This window comes from Desemzia sp. C1, from assembly GCF_020882875.1.
GTDB lineage: Bacteria > Bacillota > Bacilli > Lactobacillales > Carnobacteriaceae > Desemzia > Desemzia incerta.
In genome coordinates this window covers 2,359,857-2,378,254 of sequence record NZ_JAJIZP010000003.1, presented here as the reverse complement: position 1 = coordinate 2,378,254, position 18,398 = coordinate 2,359,857, and the positions used below count along the sequence as shown (strand labels likewise).

The 18,398-nt window shown below is 38.7% G+C and carries 14 protein-coding genes; all 14 read left to right on the top strand.

Features of this window, described 5'->3' with window-relative positions:
- Positions 1-142 precede the first annotated feature (142 nt).
- The 14 genes from typA to uvrB all read left to right on the top strand — a co-directional run bounded on the left by typA (position 143) and on the right by uvrB (position 18,322).
- A complete protein-coding gene (gene typA / locus LMF32_RS11900) occupies positions 143-1,978 on the top strand; it encodes a translational GTPase TypA (protein WP_092481147.1) in 1,836 nt (611 codons plus the stop codon).
- A gap of 256 nt (positions 1,979-2,234) precedes the next feature.
- Positions 2,235-3,437, top strand: coding sequence for an FtsW/RodA/SpoVE family cell cycle protein (locus LMF32_RS11895; RefSeq protein WP_230524870.1), 1,203 nt, complete (start codon positions 2,235-2,237; stop codon positions 3,435-3,437).
- A 32-nt stretch (positions 3,438-3,469) separates the two neighbouring features.
- Positions 3,470-6,901: a pyruvate carboxylase gene (locus LMF32_RS11890; protein WP_230524869.1), complete on the top strand. Its 3,432-nt coding sequence runs from the start codon at positions 3,470-3,472 to the stop codon at positions 6,899-6,901.
- Between the two features lie 22 nt (positions 6,902-6,923).
- Positions 6,924-8,126, top strand: coding sequence for a CAP-associated domain-containing protein (locus LMF32_RS11885; protein WP_230524868.1), 1,203 nt, complete (start codon positions 6,924-6,926; stop codon positions 8,124-8,126).
- A gap of 72 nt (positions 8,127-8,198) precedes the next feature.
- Positions 8,199-8,504, top strand: a complete 306-nt coding sequence (locus tag LMF32_RS11880; protein ID WP_230524867.1) for a YlbG family protein — start codon at positions 8,199-8,201, stop codon at positions 8,502-8,504.
- An 87-nt stretch (positions 8,505-8,591) separates the two neighbouring features.
- On the top strand, positions 8,592-9,167 hold the full coding sequence (rsmD, locus tag LMF32_RS11875; RefSeq protein ID WP_230524866.1) for a 16S rRNA (guanine(966)-N(2))-methyltransferase RsmD: 576 nt from the start codon (positions 8,592-8,594) through the stop codon (positions 9,165-9,167).
- Complete coding sequence (gene coaD / locus LMF32_RS11870) at positions 9,160-9,648, top strand: pantetheine-phosphate adenylyltransferase (protein ID WP_230524865.1); 489 nt, start codon at positions 9,160-9,162, stop codon at positions 9,646-9,648. Before rsmD ends, coaD begins: the two co-directional genes overlap by 8 nt.
- 32 nt (positions 9,649-9,680) lie before the next feature.
- Entirely contained in the window at positions 9,681-10,721 is a 1,041-nt protein-coding gene (locus LMF32_RS11865) for a SepM family pheromone-processing serine protease (RefSeq protein ID WP_230524864.1), read from the top strand.
- A gap of 145 nt (positions 10,722-10,866) precedes the next feature.
- A complete protein-coding gene (locus tag LMF32_RS11860) occupies positions 10,867-11,556 on the top strand; it encodes a helix-hairpin-helix domain-containing protein (RefSeq protein ID WP_230524863.1) in 690 nt (229 codons plus the stop codon).
- A gap of 102 nt (positions 11,557-11,658) precedes the next feature.
- Positions 11,659-12,165, top strand: coding sequence for a ComE operon protein 2 (locus LMF32_RS11855; protein WP_092481170.1), 507 nt, complete (start codon positions 11,659-11,661; stop codon positions 12,163-12,165).
- Positions 12,166-14,532, top strand: a complete 2,367-nt coding sequence (locus LMF32_RS11850) for a DNA internalization-related competence protein ComEC/Rec2 (RefSeq protein WP_347401918.1) — start codon at positions 12,166-12,168, stop codon at positions 14,530-14,532.
- Between the two features lie 63 nt (positions 14,533-14,595).
- The gene (gene holA / locus LMF32_RS11845; RefSeq protein WP_230524862.1) at positions 14,596-15,642 is read left to right on the top strand and encodes a DNA polymerase III subunit delta; all 1,047 of its coding nucleotides are present in this window, start codon (positions 14,596-14,598) and stop codon (positions 15,640-15,642) included.
- Positions 15,643-15,792: 150 nt separating this feature from the next.
- Positions 15,793-16,047, top strand: a complete 255-nt coding sequence (gene rpsT, locus LMF32_RS11840) for a 30S ribosomal protein S20 (protein WP_188203780.1) — start codon at positions 15,793-15,795, stop codon at positions 16,045-16,047.
- 289 nt (positions 16,048-16,336) lie between these two features.
- The gene (gene uvrB / locus LMF32_RS11835; RefSeq protein WP_230524861.1) at positions 16,337-18,322 is read left to right on the top strand and encodes an excinuclease ABC subunit UvrB; all 1,986 of its coding nucleotides are present in this window, start codon (positions 16,337-16,339) and stop codon (positions 18,320-18,322) included.
- Positions 18,323-18,398: the final 76 nt, after the last annotated feature.

The window sequence follows — 18,398 nt, the reverse complement described above, 5'->3', positions numbered from 1 at the left end:
TTATTGGAAATAGTGAGAAATAAGCAATGTACGTAGACATCCGTTATTAAGAACAGTTTAGCTTTTTATGTATTTTGCTCAGAAAAAGCAGAGCAGAATGGATTAAATGATTTCAGAAGAAGTCTTGGAGGAATATATACTAATGAAAAGAAGAGAAAACCTAAGAAATGTCGCAATTATTGCCCACGTTGACCACGGTAAAACAACTTTGGTAGATGAATTGCTGAAACAATCAGATACATTGGATGCTCATAATCAATTAGCAGAACGCGCAATGGACTCAAATGCTATTGAGCAAGAGCGTGGAATCACGATCTTAGCAAAAAATACAGCCGTTAAATACAAAGATACACACATCAACATCATGGATACACCAGGACATGCGGACTTCGGTGGAGAAGTAGAACGTATCATGAAAATGGTAGACGGAGTTGTGTTGGTTGTTGACTCATATGAAGGAACAATGCCACAAACACGTTTCGTATTGAAAAAAGCCTTGGAGCAAAAATTAACTCCAATCGTTGTTATCAATAAAATCGACAAGCCTTCTGCACGTCCTGCTGAAGTTGTGGATGAAGTTTTAGAATTATTTATCGAATTGGGAGCAGACGATGATCAATTAGAATTCCCAGTTGTTTATGCTTCTGCATTAAACGGAACAAGTAGTTTATCAGAAGATCCAAGTGAACAAGAAGCTTCTATGGATCCTGTATTTGAAACAATCTTGAAAGAAATTCCAGCACCAGTCGACAACAGTGAAGAGCCTTTACAATTCCAAGTTTCATTATTAGATTATAGTGACTACGTTGGTAGAATCGGTATCGGACGTGTATTCCGTGGAACGATCAGAGTTGGAGATCAAGTTGCTTTAAGTAAATTAGATGGTACAACTAAAAACTTCCGTGTAACTAAATTATTAGGATTCTTCGGTTTAAACCGTGTTGAAATCGAAGAAGCTAGAGCTGGAGATTTGATTGCTTTATCTGGTATGGAAGATATCTTTGTTGGGGAAACAGTTACACCTGTTGACCATATCGATCCATTACCAATCTTGCATATTGATGAACCAACATTGCAAATGACGTTCTTAACAAACAACTCACCTTTTGCAGGTCGTGAAGGTAAATGGGTAACTTCTCGTAAATTAGAAGACCGTTTATTATCTGAATTGCATACTGACGTTTCTTTACGTGTAGAAAACACAGAATCTCCTGATGCTTGGATCGTTTCAGGTCGTGGAGAATTGCATTTGTCTATCTTAGTAGAAAACATGCGTCGTGAAGGATACGAGTTACAAGTTTCTCGTCCTGAAGTTATCGTTAAAGATTTTGATGGTGTGAAATGTGAACCTTTCGAGCGCGTTCAAATTGACAGCCCTGAAGAATATATGGGTTCAATCATTGAATCATTAAGCTTACGTAAAGGTGAGATGATCGACATGGTGAACAACGGGAACGGACAAGTAAAACTTGTGTTCTTAGCTCCTGCTCGTGGATTGATCGGATACTCAACTGAGTTCTTATCAATGACTCGCGGTTACGGAATCATGAACCATACATTTGACCAATACTTGCCAGTTATCAAAGGGACTATCGGCGGACGTCGTAATGGTACTTTAGTTTCTACTGAAACTGGAAAAGCTACAACTTATGGTATTATGGGTGTTGAAGACCGTGGAACGATTTTTGTAGAGCCAGGTACTGAAATCTACGAAGGTATGATCGTAGGACAAAACAGCCGTGAAAATGATATTACGGTTAACATCACAAAAGAAAAACAAAAAACAAATATTCGTTCAGCGAATAAAGACCAAACAAACGTGATCAAAACTCCACGTAAATTAACTCTTGAAGAATCATTAGAGTTTATCGGAGAAGATGAGTACTGTGAAATCACTCCAGTTAACGTACGTTTACGTAAACAAATCCTGAACAAAGGTGAACGTGAAAAAGCTGCTAAAAAGAACAAAATGAAATAAGACGTTAACTCTTATAAAAAAGTGCGGAGCCTATAGGTTCCGCACTTTTTTGCATGTATGAAACCGAGATGATTCTCAGAAAAAAGGCTATCTGCTTAAGTGTCTTATTGTTGCCAAGCCTTTTTGTTGTTATAATGTTTTTATTGGTGATTTAGACGGGAAAGAATAGACTGTCTAATACCGATCAGAGTTTATGATCAAAAAAATGAAATTGTAGAAACCAGAAGAGGAGGCTAAGGCTAATTTAGCCGCTCAAATGAAAAAAATAAATTATCTGGATTATTATATCCTCATTCCATATTTATTATTGACTAGTATAGGTGTGTTGATGGTCTATAGCGCAAGCAGTTTTGTAGCGCTTCAAACGATGGACAACCCTCAACACTATTTTATTCGCCAAGCTTTATTTGCTACAGTAGGGTTGTTTGGAGGATTTGTTATTTTTATGCTTCGTTTAGACGTGTTGAAGTATAAAAAGTTTGTCAGTAGCGCAATAGGGATTATAGTGCTGCTATTGATTTATCTGCTTTTCTTTGGGAAAGAGATAAACGGAGCTAAGGGATGGATCAGTTTGGGGCCTCTAGGTGGGCTTCAGCCCGCAGAGTTTGCAAAGATTGTGGTAATTTGGTATTTTGCTTTTATCTTTTCTAAAAGGCAAGACCGTTTTGTTCAAGATTTAAGAGAGACCGTCAATGCTTTTTTAGCTCCTTTACTGTTGTTTGTCGCACTGATTGTCCTGCCCGTTATTTTACAGCCTGATATTGGTGGAGCTGTCATTATTTTAGCCATTGGTGTCATGATGGTATTGACGAGCGGAATTTCATATAAATTTGGAATTGGCTTAGCGGTTATCGGCAGCGCAGTGATTTTTGGTGTTATGGAATTGATTCGAGCTTTTGGAACAAACCTTCCTTTTGTTGAAGGGTATCAGTATGATCGCTTTTTAGCGTTTTGGGATCCATTTGCTGTATCGGAATCTACTGGTCTGCAACTGGTGAATTCTTATTATGCTTTAAATAGGGGCGGATTATTTGGAGTAGGGATAGGTGAAAGTGTACAAAAAACAGGTTATTTGCCTGAGCCGTATACAGATTTCATCATGTCTATTCTCGGAGAAGAGTTAGGTTTAATAGGTGTTTTAGTTGTGTTACTTCTTTCAGCGTTTTTAATTTTAAGAATTTATTACGTTGGGATAAAAACAAGAGATCCTTTTGGTTCTTTGTTGTGTATTGGAGTAGCGACTATGTTATTGATCCAATCCGCTATCAACTTAGGCGGGATTTTAGGCTTAATGCCGATTACTGGAGTGACTTACCCTTTTATCAGTTATGGGGGATCTAGTATTTTGGTCTTATCTGCTTCCATGGGGATTGTCTTGAATGTCAGTGCTGCTATGAAAAGAAGAGAAGAAAAGAAACAACCTGCAAAAAGAAATGCAAGAAAACAAGAATACATCTAGTATAATTCAGTAAATATCTAAGGAGAGATGACATGAAAAAAGTCCTAGTCGCTAACAGAGGAGAAATTGCAATTCGTATTTTCAGAGCATTGACTGAGTTGAACATAAAAACAGTCGGAATTTATGCTCAAGAAGACGAAGGATCTGTGCACCGTTTTAAGGCAGATGAAGCTTATTTGGTAGGAAAAGGAAAGAAACCTATTGAAGCTTACTTAGATATTGAAGATATCATTCGCATTGCAAAAGATACAGGATCGCAAGCTATTCATCCTGGATATGGTTTTTTATCGGAAAATATTGAATTCGCTCGTCGCTGTGAGGAAGAAAATATTGTTTTTATTGGTCCAAAATTACACCATTTAGATATATTTGGCGATAAAATCAAAGCAAAACAAGCTGCACTAGAAGCAGGTCTGCAAACAATTCCTGGAACAGACGGTCCTGTTGAACAGTTAAAAGAAGTAAAAACTTTCGGGGAAAAATACGGCTATCCTATTATCATAAAAGCAGCTCTTGGTGGTGGTGGACGCGGAATGCGCGTAGTTCACGACCCTAGTGAAGTAGAAGAAAGTTTCAACCGAGCGCAAAGTGAAGCTAAGGCAGCCTTTGGTAGTGGAGAAGTTTATGTAGAACGTTACATACAAGATCCAAAACACATCGAAGTCCAAATTTTAGGGGATAAAAACGGTAATATTGTCCATTTGTATGAACGTGATTGTTCTGTTCAAAGAAGACATCAAAAAGTTGTCGAAGTGGCACCTTGTGTGTCGATCTCAGAGGAATTAAGAAATGAATTGTGCCAGTCAGCTGTTGATTTGATGGCTCATGTTCAATACGAAAACGCTGGAACTGTAGAGTTCTTGTTGGAAAACGACCGCTTTTATTTTATTGAAGTTAATCCTCGTGTACAAGTAGAGCATACGATCTCAGAAATGATCACAGGAATCGATATTGTTCAGTCTCAAATTATGATCGCTCAAGGAATGGATCTGCACAAAGACATTCACATTCCACAACAATTGGATATCCCGTTGATCGGAGCAGCTATTCAATGCCGAATCACGACAGAAGACCCGTTGAATAACTTCTTTCCAGATACTGGGAAAATCAACACGTATCGTTCTCCAGGTGGTTTTGGGATCCGTTTGGACTCAGGAAATGGGTTCCAAGGAACAGTCGTTACACCTTTCTTTGACTCGTTGCTGGTAAAAGCCTGTGTGCAAGCCAGTACATTTGAGCAAGCGGCTCAAAAAATGATTCGTGCCTTAAAAGAGTTCCGTATCCGTGGGGTAAAAACCAATATTCCATTTATGCAAAATGTTGTGGCCCATGAAGAGTTTCTTTCTGGAAATGCTAAAACGACCTTTATTGATTCCACTCCTGAGTTGTATCAATTTTCTAAGCTGCGCGACCGTGGAAATAAAACAATGGCGTATATCGGAAATATTACTGTCAATGGGTTCCCGGGAATTGGCCATGGACAAAAAGATTTCTATGATGAGCCGCGTAAACCGCAACAACTGATTACGCCAAGCGAACCGTTCATCAGCGCTAAACAAATCTTAGATGCAAAAGGACCTGAAGCTGTTAGTTCGTGGTTGAAACAGCAAACGGCTGTACAGTTGACAGATACAACTTTCAGAGACGCGCATCAAAGCTTATTAGCGACTCGAGTGCGTACACAAGATTTTATGGGCATAGCTGCAGATACACAAAAAGCGTTGCCGCAACTGTTCTCAACAGAAATGTGGGGAGGAGCAACTTTTGATGTAGCTTATCGATTCTTGAATGAAGATCCGTGGGAACGGTTGAAAAAATTGCGCAAGGAAATGCCAAATATGTTGTTCCAAATGCTGTTTAGAGGATCTAATGCAGTTGGGTATCAAAATTATCCGGATAATGCTATTGAAGCCTTTATTCGACAAGCTGCTGCAGATGGAATCGATGTATTCCGTATCTTTGACAGTTTGAATTGGATTCCACAGATGGAAAAAAGCATTCAAGCAGTAAGAGATAATGGGAAAATAGCTGAAGGAACTATTTGTTATACAGGGGATTTCTTAGATCCCGCTCAAACAAAATACACGCTTAACTACTACAAAGAGATGGCTACTGAACTGCAACAATTGGGTTCTCATATTATAGGAATAAAAGATATGTCAGGTATCCTTAAACCTCAGGCAGCTTATAAATTGATCAGTGAATTGAAAGAAACGATCGATTTGCCGATTCATTTGCACACCCACGATACAAGCGGAAATGGAATCTTCACCTATGCCGAAGCAATCCGTGCCGGTGTGGATGTAGTAGATGTAGCAACGAGTGCGATGAGCAGTCGGACAAGCCAACCGAGCTTGAGCAGTTTATACTACGCAACTCAATCGAGCGAAAGAAGACCAGAAATCAATATTGATAATGCAGAACAAATTGATCACTACTGGCAAGATGTGCGCAGATATTATAGAGAATTTGAAATGAGTGTTACTGGACCGCAAACAGAAGTCTACCAACACGAAATGCCTGGTGGACAATATACGAACTTGCAACAGCAAGCGATGGCTGTGGGACTTGGGAATCAATGGGATGACGTTAAAAAGATGTATGCTGCTGTCAACCAATTATTCGGAGATATTGTTAAAGTAACTCCTTCTTCTAAGGTAGTTGGGGATATGGCTTTATTCATGATCCAAAACAACTTGTCCAGCGAAGACATATATGAAAAAGGCATGCAGATTGATTTTCCGGAATCGGTCATCAATTTCTTTATGGGGAATTTGGGACAGCCGACTGGCGGTTTCCCGGAAAAACTGCAACAAATTATTCTCAAAGGCAGAAAGCCGTTTACGCAAAGACCTGGAACATTGGCAGAAGATATTGATTTTGACAGTACGAAAAAAGAATTGCAAGAAAAAATCGATAGAGAGCCAACCGAACAAGAAGTACTGAGTTATATTATGTATCCTCAAGTCTTTTTGGATTATGACCAATCGTATAATCGTTACGGAGACGTGACGTTACTTGATACGATGACGTTCTTCCATGGTATGCGTACTGGAGAGACGATTGAAGTTCAGATTGAAAAAGGAAAAACGTTGATCATTAAACTGAACCAAATCGGTGAACCGAATTCAGAAGGAATCAGAGTAGTCTATTTTGAATTGAACGGACAAGGAAGAGAAATAGAAGTTAAAGATTTAAGTATCACCAGTACGAAAGCTTTGCGCAGAAAAGCAGAGCCTACAAACAAACACCATATTGGTGCAACGATGTCTGGATCTGTTTTAGATATTTCCGTCAAAAAAGGCGATCGCGTAGTTAAAGGTCAATCCTTGATCACGACAGAAGCGATGAAGATGGAAACGACGATCAAAGCGACCGCAAATGGTGTAATCGATCAAATTTATGTTCAAGTCGGTGATGTCATCGATTCAGGAGACTTATTGATCGAAATGATTGCAAAATAAAATAAAGAGGAGGGAAAGAATAATGAAAACATTCAGAAAAACACTGGTATTATTTGTAGTTTTTCTAATGGGAACTTATTTTTTCCCTCTATTTTTTGAATGGGATACCAAAGAACCGATTCTATTACCAGAAGAAATCAGCGATAATGAAGAGAGTGAATCCTCTACCTTGCCGCAGTCTTCAACAGATCAATCTTTGATTCCATCAGTTGGATTTGCGAACTACGTTGGGTTAGCTGTCGATGATTTTTTAGTAGAGTACGGAGACCCAGTAGAAGTAGAAACGCTATCAGACACGAGTGAAATATGGATCTACGGAACCGACAGTACAGACTATTTGCAAGTTATGGTAGAAAATTATGTCGTTACAGAAATATTGGTGCTCGGAAGGTCTGTAGAAATTCCTCCGTTTGAAATGGGGATGGAACAAGAAGAAATGTATCCGCTCGCTTCATTTCACCCGGAATTTGTTGTTCCATTTGAAAACCAGACAATACAAATCAACTTAGATGAAAACGAACTGAACAATCGGCCTTTAATTGCATTTGACAATCAAACGTATGCTGTAATAACCATGGACAGTCAGACGCATGAAATCGTCAGTATTCAATACATGACAAACGAAAAGCTGCTTTCTACAGGATTATATGACCTTACACCGTTCTCTTCTGTCGTCCAAGAACCGGTAAAACAATTCAATCCTGCTGCTTTGGAAAAAGTGAGAACTCAGCAAACGATTCGTTATATCAATGTAATGAGAGAAAAAATGGGATTGATTCCGCTAGAAGAGAGCTTAGTCTTGGAAGCTGTAGGGAATGAATTATTTGAATTTCATGCTTCGCTGCAAGAACAAAACACTCAACCGGAGCCTGCGTCACCAGAAGAGGCCAGTGAAGATGCTGTGATCATTAGTGATGATGCTGTAGAAATAGTGGGTGGAGATGACGACAGCAACCAAGAATCTGAAACAGAAGAAGAGGCATCTGAGCCGCTAAACGAAACGACCATTCAGACTTTTTTAGAAGAAGAGGCGATTGACTTGGACAAAGTTAGACTATTGTATCAGGTTGCACCGGCAGATCCTTCTGTTTATGCGCTGCAATGGTTTACGTTGGTCGAATATCGGGATATTTTGATGGACGAATCTATGAGTCGAATTGGAATCACTTATCAAGGAGACGAATTATTGTTGATTTTGGATGACGGTTTTGAAATTAGTTTGTAGATGTGTCGATGGACAGGTATAATGTAATGAAGAAAAAGACAGCAGGTAATGTGTACAGTTAGGAGGAACATTATGGAGTTAGTGATAAACGAAAGACAAGGGATCATTGTCTGGGTATATAGTTTGAAGCATATGAAAACACTAAAAAAACAAGGGTTGATCCACTATGTTTCTAAACGGATGAAATATGTAGTCTTATATGTAAATCGTTCAGAAGTAGAGGCTTTGGAGAAAAAATTGAATAGTTTCCATTTCGTTCGTAAAGTTGAACGTTCTTATCGAACAGACATCAATATGAATTTTGACCATGTGTTAGAAGAAATTACTCAAAAACCTGAAGAGAAATGCTATGAAAATGAAGTAAATGAAATTGGATAAAACGAACCACTGCAATAAAGGAATGGGCTATGTCATAGCTATTCCTTTATTTTGCGAATAAAACATTGACGGAAGGACAGATAGCTTATGCGAGTCATCACAGGAGAGTACGGAGGCAGAAGGCTAAAAGCTGTACCAGGAGAAAGTACGAGGCCCACTACAGATAAAATCAAAGAATCCTTATTTAATATGATCGGACCTTATTTTGATGGAGGAAACTGCTTGGATCTGTTTGCCGGATCGGGCGGGTTAGCCATTGAAGCTGTTTCTAGAGGTATGGATAAAGCTGTTTTGATTGATAAAGCTCCTGCAGCTATAAAAGTTATTCAAGAGAACATAGCTGTTACTAAAGAGGAAGAAAAGTTCAAGGTTATACGCGGAGATGCTGCAAGAGTAATCAATAATTTGAAGAGCGAGCAACAAGTGTTTGACTTGGTTTTTCTTGATCCTCCATATGCTAAACAACAAATTGTTTCTCAAATAGAAGCGTTATTGGACAACAACATGCTTTCACCAGAAGCATTGATCGTATGCGAAGTCGACAAAAAAGTCGATTTGCCTGAGACGATAAAACAAGCTCAAGTGTACAAATCTGCGGAATACGGGATTACAAAGATCATGATTTATGAGCTGGTTTCTCAAGAGGAGGGCGAGAATGAGTAAAATTGCTTTATATGCTGGAAGTTTTGATCCAGTATCAAATGGACACCTTAATCTGATTCAGCGAGGAGCTGCGGTATTTGATCAGCTGATAGTAGCAGTTGCTACAAACACCTCTAAGAAAAGCTTATTTACTACAGATGAAAAAGTACAATTGATGCAAGAAAATTTGACTCATTTGCCAAATGTCACAGTCGTTCAACATACCGGAGGACTCACAATTGACTTGGCCAAAGAATGGAACGCGACCGTTCTCTTGAGAGGAATAAGAAATGTAAAGGATTTTGAATACGAAGCTGATGTGGCGTCTATGAACAAAACTCAAAATAAAGAAATAGAGACGGTTTTTTTGACCGCTGATGAAAAATACCGTTTCGTGAGTTCAAGTTTGATAAAAGAAGTGGCTATGTTTGGTGGAGACATTACTGGTTTAGTTCCAGAAAATGTCAACCGAGCAATGAAGGGAAAATATGAAATAGAGTAGATTGGTAAATAACTAGTACAGGGCGTGTTGCGATGAGGAAGAAAATAAACAAAAATAGTGTTTGGATCATCTTATTAATAGCTTTTCTAGGATTAGTTTTTATGCCATTACCGTATTATATCGAATCTCCTGGATCAGCAGTTCATTTGGATGAGTTGGTCCAAGTAGATAATGAAGCGGATCAGGAGCCGGGCAGTTATATGTTGACGACAGTAGCGGTTCGCAGAGCAACACCATTGACTTATTTAATGACCTTTTTACCTTTTCATGATGGCTATACGGAAGAAGAATTGTTTGGAACAACCAATTCTTCCGAAGAATACAACAACCTTCAGCAATTTTATATGACAAGTTCAATCAATAGTGCGATCCAAGCGGCATTTGAAGCTGCAGACGAACCTTATGACTTTTCGTACAAGGGGGTTTACATCATGTCGATTTTGGATAATTCCAATTTTGAAGGATTGCTTCGAGTCGGTGATACGATTGTAGCTTTGGATGGGCAAGCGTTCAACAGCTCAGAAGAATTTATTGCCTATGTCCAACAGCAAAAAACAGGTCAGCCTGTCGAGGTCACTTTTCAACGGGATGGTGTAGAAGATACAGTTACAGCTGATTTGATGGAAATGGAAGAAACCAAACACCCAGGACTTGGAATTAGTTTAGTAGACAACACAGAAATCACTACGAATATTCCTGTAGAGATTGATGCGAGCGGAATTGGAGGACCTTCAGCCGGATTTATGTTTGCCTTGCAGATTTATACTCAACTTGAAGGAAGCGACTTGAGAAATGGGAATGAAATTGCCGGAACTGGAACAATCAGTGCGGACGGAACCATTGGCAGGATCGGCGGTATTGAAAAGAAAGTCGTTGCAGCTGACGACGAAGGTGCGACTATATTCTTTGCTCCAGATGACGAGATCGATCCTGTGATTTTAGAAAATTATCCAGACTTAAAGAGCAATTATGAAGAAGCAGTTGCCGCTGCAGAAGAAATCGATACCGATATGGTTATAGTACCTGTTAAAAATATCCAAGATGCGATTGATTATTTAAATGAACTGAATTAAGTGAAAAAGAGTAGGTGGAAAGAATTCCATCTACTCTTTTTTTGATTTTCCGCATTTAGTTCAATGTGTAAAAAGCTTCTTTATTTAAAAGAGAAGCTTTTTAATTTACGTATAGTGTAGAAAGAGGTGAAAGCAGGTGGTAAAGGTGTGGTACAGACTCAAAGAAAAAGCAGCAACTCATTCATTACAGATTGGGCTTATCAGCATGTCGTTAGGCGTTGTGCTGATCGTAGTTTCGTTCTTTCTCTTAACAACAACGAGAAAAAGCGAAATAAATCCAGAAGAACTGTTAGACGCTCCTACCGAGGAGTACTTATTGGATCCGACCGCTATAGAGGAGGGGGCCGAAACCGAGAACACAGAAGAAAGTGCTTCGCCAACAGAAGAAGTGTATGTAGATGTAAAAGGCGCAGTGAAAAAACCGGGAGTGTATGCAGTATTTTCTGATATGCGTATGATGGACGTCATTGAAATGGCAGGAGGTTTTTTGGTATCTGCGGATCAGTCACAGATTAATCTGGCATTGAAACTTGTGGACCAAATGGTGATTTATGTCCCTCAAATTGGAGAAGAACCACCGACGTCAACTGAAGAGAGTTTGTCATCTTTAAATCCAGAAAGTGAGGAAAAAGAAAGCCAAATCAATATCAATACTGCAGATGCTCAGCAACTCCAAGAATTGAACGGTATCGGAGAAAAGAAAGCAGAAAAAATCATTCAATATCGTGAAGAAAGTGGTTCTTTCCAAACTATTGAAGACTTAAAAAATGTTTCAGGTATTGGAGACAAGACTTTTGAATCTTTAAAAGACTTAATAACAGTAGGGGCAGAGTAGGATACTGTAAAGTCTTATTGCAACTCATTTTTAGCTTTTGTATACTGGAGTTAATTATCCGGTTAGATACCGTAAAAAATAGAACAACGGAGGATCATTATGGTGGAAAGAATTCCTTGGAATCAGTATTTTATGTCTCAAAGTTTATTGTTGGCGCAACGAAGTACATGTACTCGTTTGATGGTTGGTGCAACCATTGTTAGAGAAAAAAGAATCATCGCAGGCGGATACAACGGCTCAGTGAGCGGAGACAGTCACTGTATTGATGAAGGATGTTACGTAGTGGATGGTCATTGTGTACGAACAATCCATGCTGAAATGAACGCTATTCTTCAATGTGCCAAATTTGGTGTAGATACAGAAGATGCAGAAGTTTATGTGACTCATTTTCCTTGTCTGCAATGCACTAAAATGATCATTCAAGCTGGTATCAAGAAAATCTATTATTTAGAGGATTACCACAATAATGAGTATGCATTAAAGTTGATTGAACAAGCCCACGTTCAATGCGAAAAAGTCCGTTTGCCAATTGATTTTTTTGGAAAGTTGGACAATCTTGTCAAAGAACAATCCAAAATAAATCAAGCTGAACCTGAACTTCATCAATAGTTGAGAGGATACTTTGTTTATCCTGCTTTATTTTCTTTCCTTCTTGTATGTACCCTGTTGAGTGGAGGGCACTGGTTAGCCATTGGCATAACCAGTTACTTCTTTTTGCGGTTGTACAGGCTAAAAAAGAAATCGATATTTTTCACTTCACTGATTATTGGAGGGTGTGTAGCCTATTTTACTAGTGTCCATCAATCTTACAATGATACCTCGCTTGTTGAGAGTTCAGGAAAATTCTTAATCGAGCTGCAAATGGACGAAGTAAAATATGATGGAAACCAATTGCAATTTTACGGAGTCGTCAAAGAAACTGCTGAGCAAAAAAACCTGTCAGAAAAAGTGGTTGTATTCTATTATATAGATTCTTTAGCAGAAAAAGACTGGTGGCAGTCTCAACATCATAAGCAAAAATTGATTGTTGAAGGAGAGCTGTCTAGACCTGAAAAGAATCGGAATCAATATTTGTTTGATTACAAACAATTTTTATTCAACAAACGTGTCCATTGGATTTTATCAGCTGATCAATTAGAAGTTCTGCCAAACCATAACAGCCATTCGTTTTGGGAAAATTATTCTTTATCGGCTATAAAGGAACGGTTGATGGAACATATCGATCAGACGATGACGCCTAAAATAGGTGATTATATGAAGACGCTCTTGTTAGGCGACGTTGGTGCTTTCGAGACAGAGCTGTTGCAGCAATTCAAAGATCTGGGATTGCTTCATCTGTTGAGTATCTCTGGACTACATATACAATTCCTATTTTCCATTTTTTCGTATCTATTATTGAGAGCAGGTATGACCAAAGAATCTAGTTATTTCATTTTAGTGCCTATTCTTTTCTTTTACGGTAGTTTGATTGGGTGGGGAACGAGTCCCTTTAGAGCTGTGGTAACCAGTTTTATTGCATTGAGTGCTGCGCGATTCACTATTCGAATTTCTACTCTTGATGTGTGGTCCATGACGTTGATCGCAGCATTGATGATAGACCCTTATCAAATCAGCAGTGCAGGGTTTCAATTGAGTTATGGATTGAGTTTGCTGCTGGTCCTGTTTTCTAAGACTTTCTTGGTGTCGCGGTACAATTATTGGACGCAAAATCTGCTGATTTCATTTGTGATGACTGTCGCTTCAACTCCGGTTTTGATGTTCCACTTTTTTGAGTTTCCTTGGATTGGAACGATAGCGAATCTTTTGTTCATCCCGTTTTTTTCATGGGTATTGATTCCGTTACTGATTTACCTAGTTCTTTCTTTTCTGATATCAGGCACGACATTTTTTGAACTGCTGCTTAACATTTTAGAGACCGTGCTGTCTTTTCCTGGATGGATTGCTTCGTGGCTATCAAAAATCCCGTTTAACCTTATCGTAACCGGAAAGATTCCGGTGTTTTTAATGGGGATTTTTTGTGTGGCTTTGATTCTATGGTTTATGTCTTTAGAAACAAGGAAACACCGGAAGAAAGCTTTGTTTGGAGCTGCTGCTGTTTTTTTAGTGGCTGTCCAATATCAAACCTATTCTCCATTTGGTGAGGTAGTGATGATAGATGTTGGACAAGGAGATGCTTTTTTGATCAAGGAACCTTTTGGTCAAGGCAATCATTTGATTGATACAGGAGGAATGATTTCGTTCGGGACAGAAGAGACGTGGATGCAGAAAGAAACTCCTTCAACAGTCGCTAATCGACATGTTTTACCGCTGTTAAAAGCTAAAGGAGTCAGGAAGTTGACCACTGTTTTTGCAACTCATGGTGATGCTGACCACATTCAAGCATTGAAAGAAATTGCTGAGGGAGTAAAGATTGAAGAAGTGGTTTTCCCGACAGGTACAGAAAAAAAAGATCTTTTTCGAGAAACAGCGCAAATTTTGCAAAAAAAATCCATCACTTTGACAAGCGTAGTGGCTGACAAGAAAGCTCCTGTTAAAGTGAATTCTTTTTTGTATGTGCTATGGCCATTTGAAGCTGGAGAAGGGGAAAATAAAGATTCGTTAGTATTGTATGGTCAAATTGGAGCGTACAAATGGTTATTTACTGGCGATTTAGGTGTAGAAGAAGAGCAAAAACTGTTGGAAGAGTACCCTAATTTAAAGGTTGACGTTCTCAAGGTGGGGCATCATGGAAGCCATACTTCTTCCAGTGAAAGCTTTATTCGCCAAATTGATCCGGAAATTGCTTTGATCTCTGTTAAAAAAGCAAATCAATTTGGCCATCCTCATGATGAGGTAATTGGCTTGCTTGAGATAGAACAGGTCAAAGTTTTTCGTACGGATTTAAATGGAGCTGTTCATTACCAATACTTTCCATTTGAACCCAAAAGGCACTCCGTGGATTTTCGAACGATTTTGTTAGAAGATGAAAAGTTTTAAACAACAGTAAAAATATACTTGCTTTCTAAGGATTCAATTTGTACGATTAAGAGGATATGGAAAGTGGGGAAGAAGTTGAACTATACAACTGAACTAGCAAAAATCAATAAAAAAGAATTTTCTTCTGTATATGTGGTGTTAGGGACAGAAGCTTATTTGGCAGATAATTTAAGGAAAGCTTTTATAGCCAATGTGCTTTCCTCTGATGAAATGGATTTGAACTTTAGTTCATTTGATATGGAAGAAACACCTTTGAGCACAGTCTTGAATGACGCAGAAAGCATTCCTTTTTTTGGCGACAGACGTTTGGTGTTTGTGAATCGACCAGCTTTCTTAACGGGAGAAAAAACAAAACAAAAAGTAGAACATGACATTGATGGGTTGATGGATTACTTAGACCATCCATCTCCCTCAACCGTATTAGTCTTTTTTGCGCCGTACGAGAAGTTGGATCAGCGGAAAAAAATCGTTAAAAAATTAAAAAAATCCGCTGCATTCATCGATATAGCAGCGATGTCTGAACAAGATACAAGAAAATATCTGAAAGACACCATCGCCAACGAAGGATATACGATCACTCCGGAGGCTTTTGACCTGATGATTCAATTGACTGATGCTAATCTGACTACGGCTATTGGAGAATTGCCTAAACTCTTTTTATATGCATTAGAGACTAAAAAAATTCTTAAGCCGGCAGTGGAAGAATTGATCTCCAGATCTTTAGAACAAAATATCTTTGCTTTAAATGAAATGGTCTTAAAAAAACAAGTTGGACCGGCATTGGATTTGTACCAAGATCTATTGCTGCAAAAAGAAGACCCGATTAAAATAAACGCCATTATGACCAGTCAATTCCGCTTGTTGATCCAAGTGATGATTTTGTCCAAGCAAGGTTTCCAGCAAAATGAAATAGGACAAACATTAAAAGTGCATCCTTACCGTGTGAAATTAGCCAGTCAGCAAATCAAGAAGTATAATGAACAAACGTTGACTCAAGCCTTTGAAGGATTAATAGAAGCAGAATATCGCTTGAAAACAGGTCAAGGAGATCGGAAAATGCAGTTTGAATTGTTTGTTTTGCAGTTTGCACAAGGAATGGCGAACCGATAGGACGGTTTTTGAAAGAAACTTCTCTCCTATCAAGTAAAAAAACTTTACAGTTTAATATTGCATTCAGCAGTTTCATCCGGTATAATAAACGATGTTGAAATAATTTTACAATTATTTTAGTTGTTATACATGGAAAGAGGGGTGTACTAAATGCCAAACATCGAATCAGCAATTAAACGTGTTCGTACTGCCGAAAAATCAGCAGTTCAAAACAATACTAAAAAAAGCTCAATGCGTACTGCTGTGAAAAAATTTGAACAAGCAGCTGCAGCTGGAGACAGCAATGCAAACGCTTTGTACAACAGCGCAGTTAAAGCAATTGATATGGCTGCATCTAAAGGATTAATTCACAAAAACAAAGCAGCTCGCGATAAATCTCGTTTATCAGCTAAATTAGCTAAATAATCCACTAAATTGGGTCTGGTCGTCCAGGCTCTTTTTTGTTGCTTAAGAAGCGATAATGCCAGCTGTTTACCATCTAAAAAAAACTCTTTTCATCAGATCGTTCTGATGAAAAGAGTTTTTTTGACTGTCTAGAGTCTTAAACAACCGCCTGCCGTTAAAGTTTCATTTTTGTGAATACTACATCAGTTCCTTTTAGGATCCACGCTCTCTTGCTTGTAAGAACATATGTTCAGTGATAGAATGAATAGAGAACTTTGGTTTGCGAGTTATGCAGAAGTGAGGAGATCATATGGCAGAAAAACAGTTTGAATTAGTTTCTCAATATCAGCCTGGCGGGGATCAGCCTGAAGCGATTAGACAATTGGTCGAAGGACTCAACGCAGGTGTCAAAGAACAGACATTACTTGGTGCGACCGGTACAGGAAAAACCTTTACTGTATCCAACGTTATTCAAGAAGTAAACCGACCAACTTTGGTTATTGCCCATAACAAAACGTTGGCGGGTCAATTATATAGTGAGTTTAAAGAATTTTTCCCAAATAATGCAGTAGAGTATTTTGTTAGTTATTATGATTATTATCAACCTGAAGCGTATGTGCCTCAAACGGATACGTTTATTGAAAAGGAAGCCAGTGTAAACGATGAAATCGATAAGTTGCGTCACTCTGCGACAAGTTCATTGATTGAACGACGAGATGTTATTGTAGTCGCTTCAGTATCGTGTATTTATGGATTGGTCAACCCGTTAGATTATAAAGAATTTGTTTTATCTCTAAGGGTCGGAATGGAGATCAGTCGAGACGACATGTTGCGGAAACTGATCGATATGCAATTTGAGCGGAATGACATTGATTTTCAACGTGGCCGCTTTCGTGTCCGTGGAGACATTGTCGAAATTTTCTTGGCTTCTAGAGATAGTGAAGCTGTTCGAATCGAGTTTTTCGGAGACGAGATCGAGCGCATTCGAGAAGTAGATGTATTGACGGGTGAGGTTAAAGCAGATGTAGGATTTGTAGCCGTCTTCCCTGCAACTCACTTCGTGGCGAATGACGAACAAACTCGTCATGCAGTAAAAACGATTCAAGCAGAATTAGATGCCAGACTAAAAGAATTGAGAGCGGAAAATAAATTATTGGAAGCTCAGCGCTTGGAACAACGAACCAATTATGATATTGAAATGTTATTGGAAATGGGATATTGCCCAGGTATTGAGAACTATTCCAGACATATGGATGGAAGAAAACCTGGAGAAGCACCTTATACATTGTTAGATTTCTTTCCAGATGACTCTTTATTTGTCGTGGATGAGTCTCACATTACCATGTCGCAAATACGCGGGATGTACAATGGTGACCAAGCGAGAAAGCAACAACTGATCGATCATGGATTCCGGTTGCCCAGTGCATTAGACAACCGACCTTTGCGATTAGAAGAATTCGAGAAACATGTCAATCAAATCATGTATATCTCAGCTACTCCAGGACCTTACGAGTTGGAGCGGACAAACGGTGTTGTAGAACAAATCATTCGTCCGACTGGGTTGTTGGATCCTGTGATTGAGATCCATCCAATCGAAGGACAAATTGATGATCTGATTGGGGAAATAAATGAGCGCATTGAGAAAAATGAGCGAGTCTTCATCACGACATTGACAAAGAAAATGTCCGAAGATTTATCAGACTATTTAAAAGAGATCGGCTTAAAAGTAGAATACTTGCATAGTGATGTAAAAACGTTGGAAAGAACAGAAATCATTCGTAACCTGCGTTTAGGCGTATTTGACGTCCTAATTGGTATCAACTTGCTGAGAGAAGGGCTGGATGTGCCGGAAGTATCATTGGTAGCAATCCTTGATGCTGACAAAGAAGGTTTCTTAAGAAGTGAACGTTCATTGGTTCAAACGATCGGGAGAGCAGCTCGTAATGAAAATGGGAAAGTTATTTTGTATGCAGATAAGATAACAGACTCTATGCGGTATGCGATCGATGAAACAGAAAGACGTCGTTCAGTGCAAATGAAATATAATGAAGAACATGGAATCGTACCAAAAACAATCATAAAAGAAGTGCGCGATTTGATTTCGATCACCACCGCAGTTGAAGAAGAGAAAGAGATTTCTGTAGCTCAAATCTCTAAATTAAACCGAGAAGACAGAATCACTCTGATTGAAACGATGGAGTTGGAAATGAGAGCCGCAGCCAAAGAATTAGACTTTGAAAAAGCCGCCAATTTAAGAGATACGATTTTAGAAATCAGAGCAGAATACAACATTTGACAGTCCGTTGTTATTTCAAATGAAATAACAGGATTAACAACATTAGTACTTGCATTTTAGAATAAAGTTCTGTAAT

Excerpts from the sequence above, each read along its gene's own strand:
- LMF32_RS11890 (WP_230524869.1), top strand. The coding sequence starts at position 3,470 with ATGAAAAAAGTCCTAGTCGCTAACAGAGGAGAAATTGCAATTCGTATT.
- LMF32_RS11865 (WP_230524864.1), top strand. The coding sequence starts at position 9,681 with ATGAGGAAGAAAATAAACAAAAATAGTGTTTGGATCATCTTATTAATA.
- LMF32_RS11880 (WP_230524867.1), top strand. The coding sequence starts at position 8,199 with ATGGAGTTAGTGATAAACGAAAGACAAGGGATCATTGTCTGGGTATAT.
- rpsT (WP_188203780.1), top strand. The coding sequence starts at position 15,793 with ATGCCAAACATCGAATCAGCAATTAAACGTGTTCGTACTGCCGAAAAA.
- rsmD (WP_230524866.1), top strand. The coding sequence starts at position 8,592 with ATGCGAGTCATCACAGGAGAGTACGGAGGCAGAAGGCTAAAAGCTGTA.
- LMF32_RS11895 (WP_230524870.1), top strand. The coding sequence starts at position 2,235 with ATGAAAAAAATAAATTATCTGGATTATTATATCCTCATTCCATATTTA.
- typA (WP_092481147.1), top strand. The coding sequence starts at position 143 with ATGAAAAGAAGAGAAAACCTAAGAAATGTCGCAATTATTGCCCACGTT.
- coaD (WP_230524865.1), top strand. The coding sequence starts at position 9,160 with ATGAGTAAAATTGCTTTATATGCTGGAAGTTTTGATCCAGTATCAAAT.
- uvrB (WP_230524861.1), top strand. The coding sequence starts at position 16,337 with ATGGCAGAAAAACAGTTTGAATTAGTTTCTCAATATCAGCCTGGCGGG.
- LMF32_RS11885 (WP_230524868.1), top strand. The coding sequence starts at position 6,924 with ATGAAAACATTCAGAAAAACACTGGTATTATTTGTAGTTTTTCTAATG.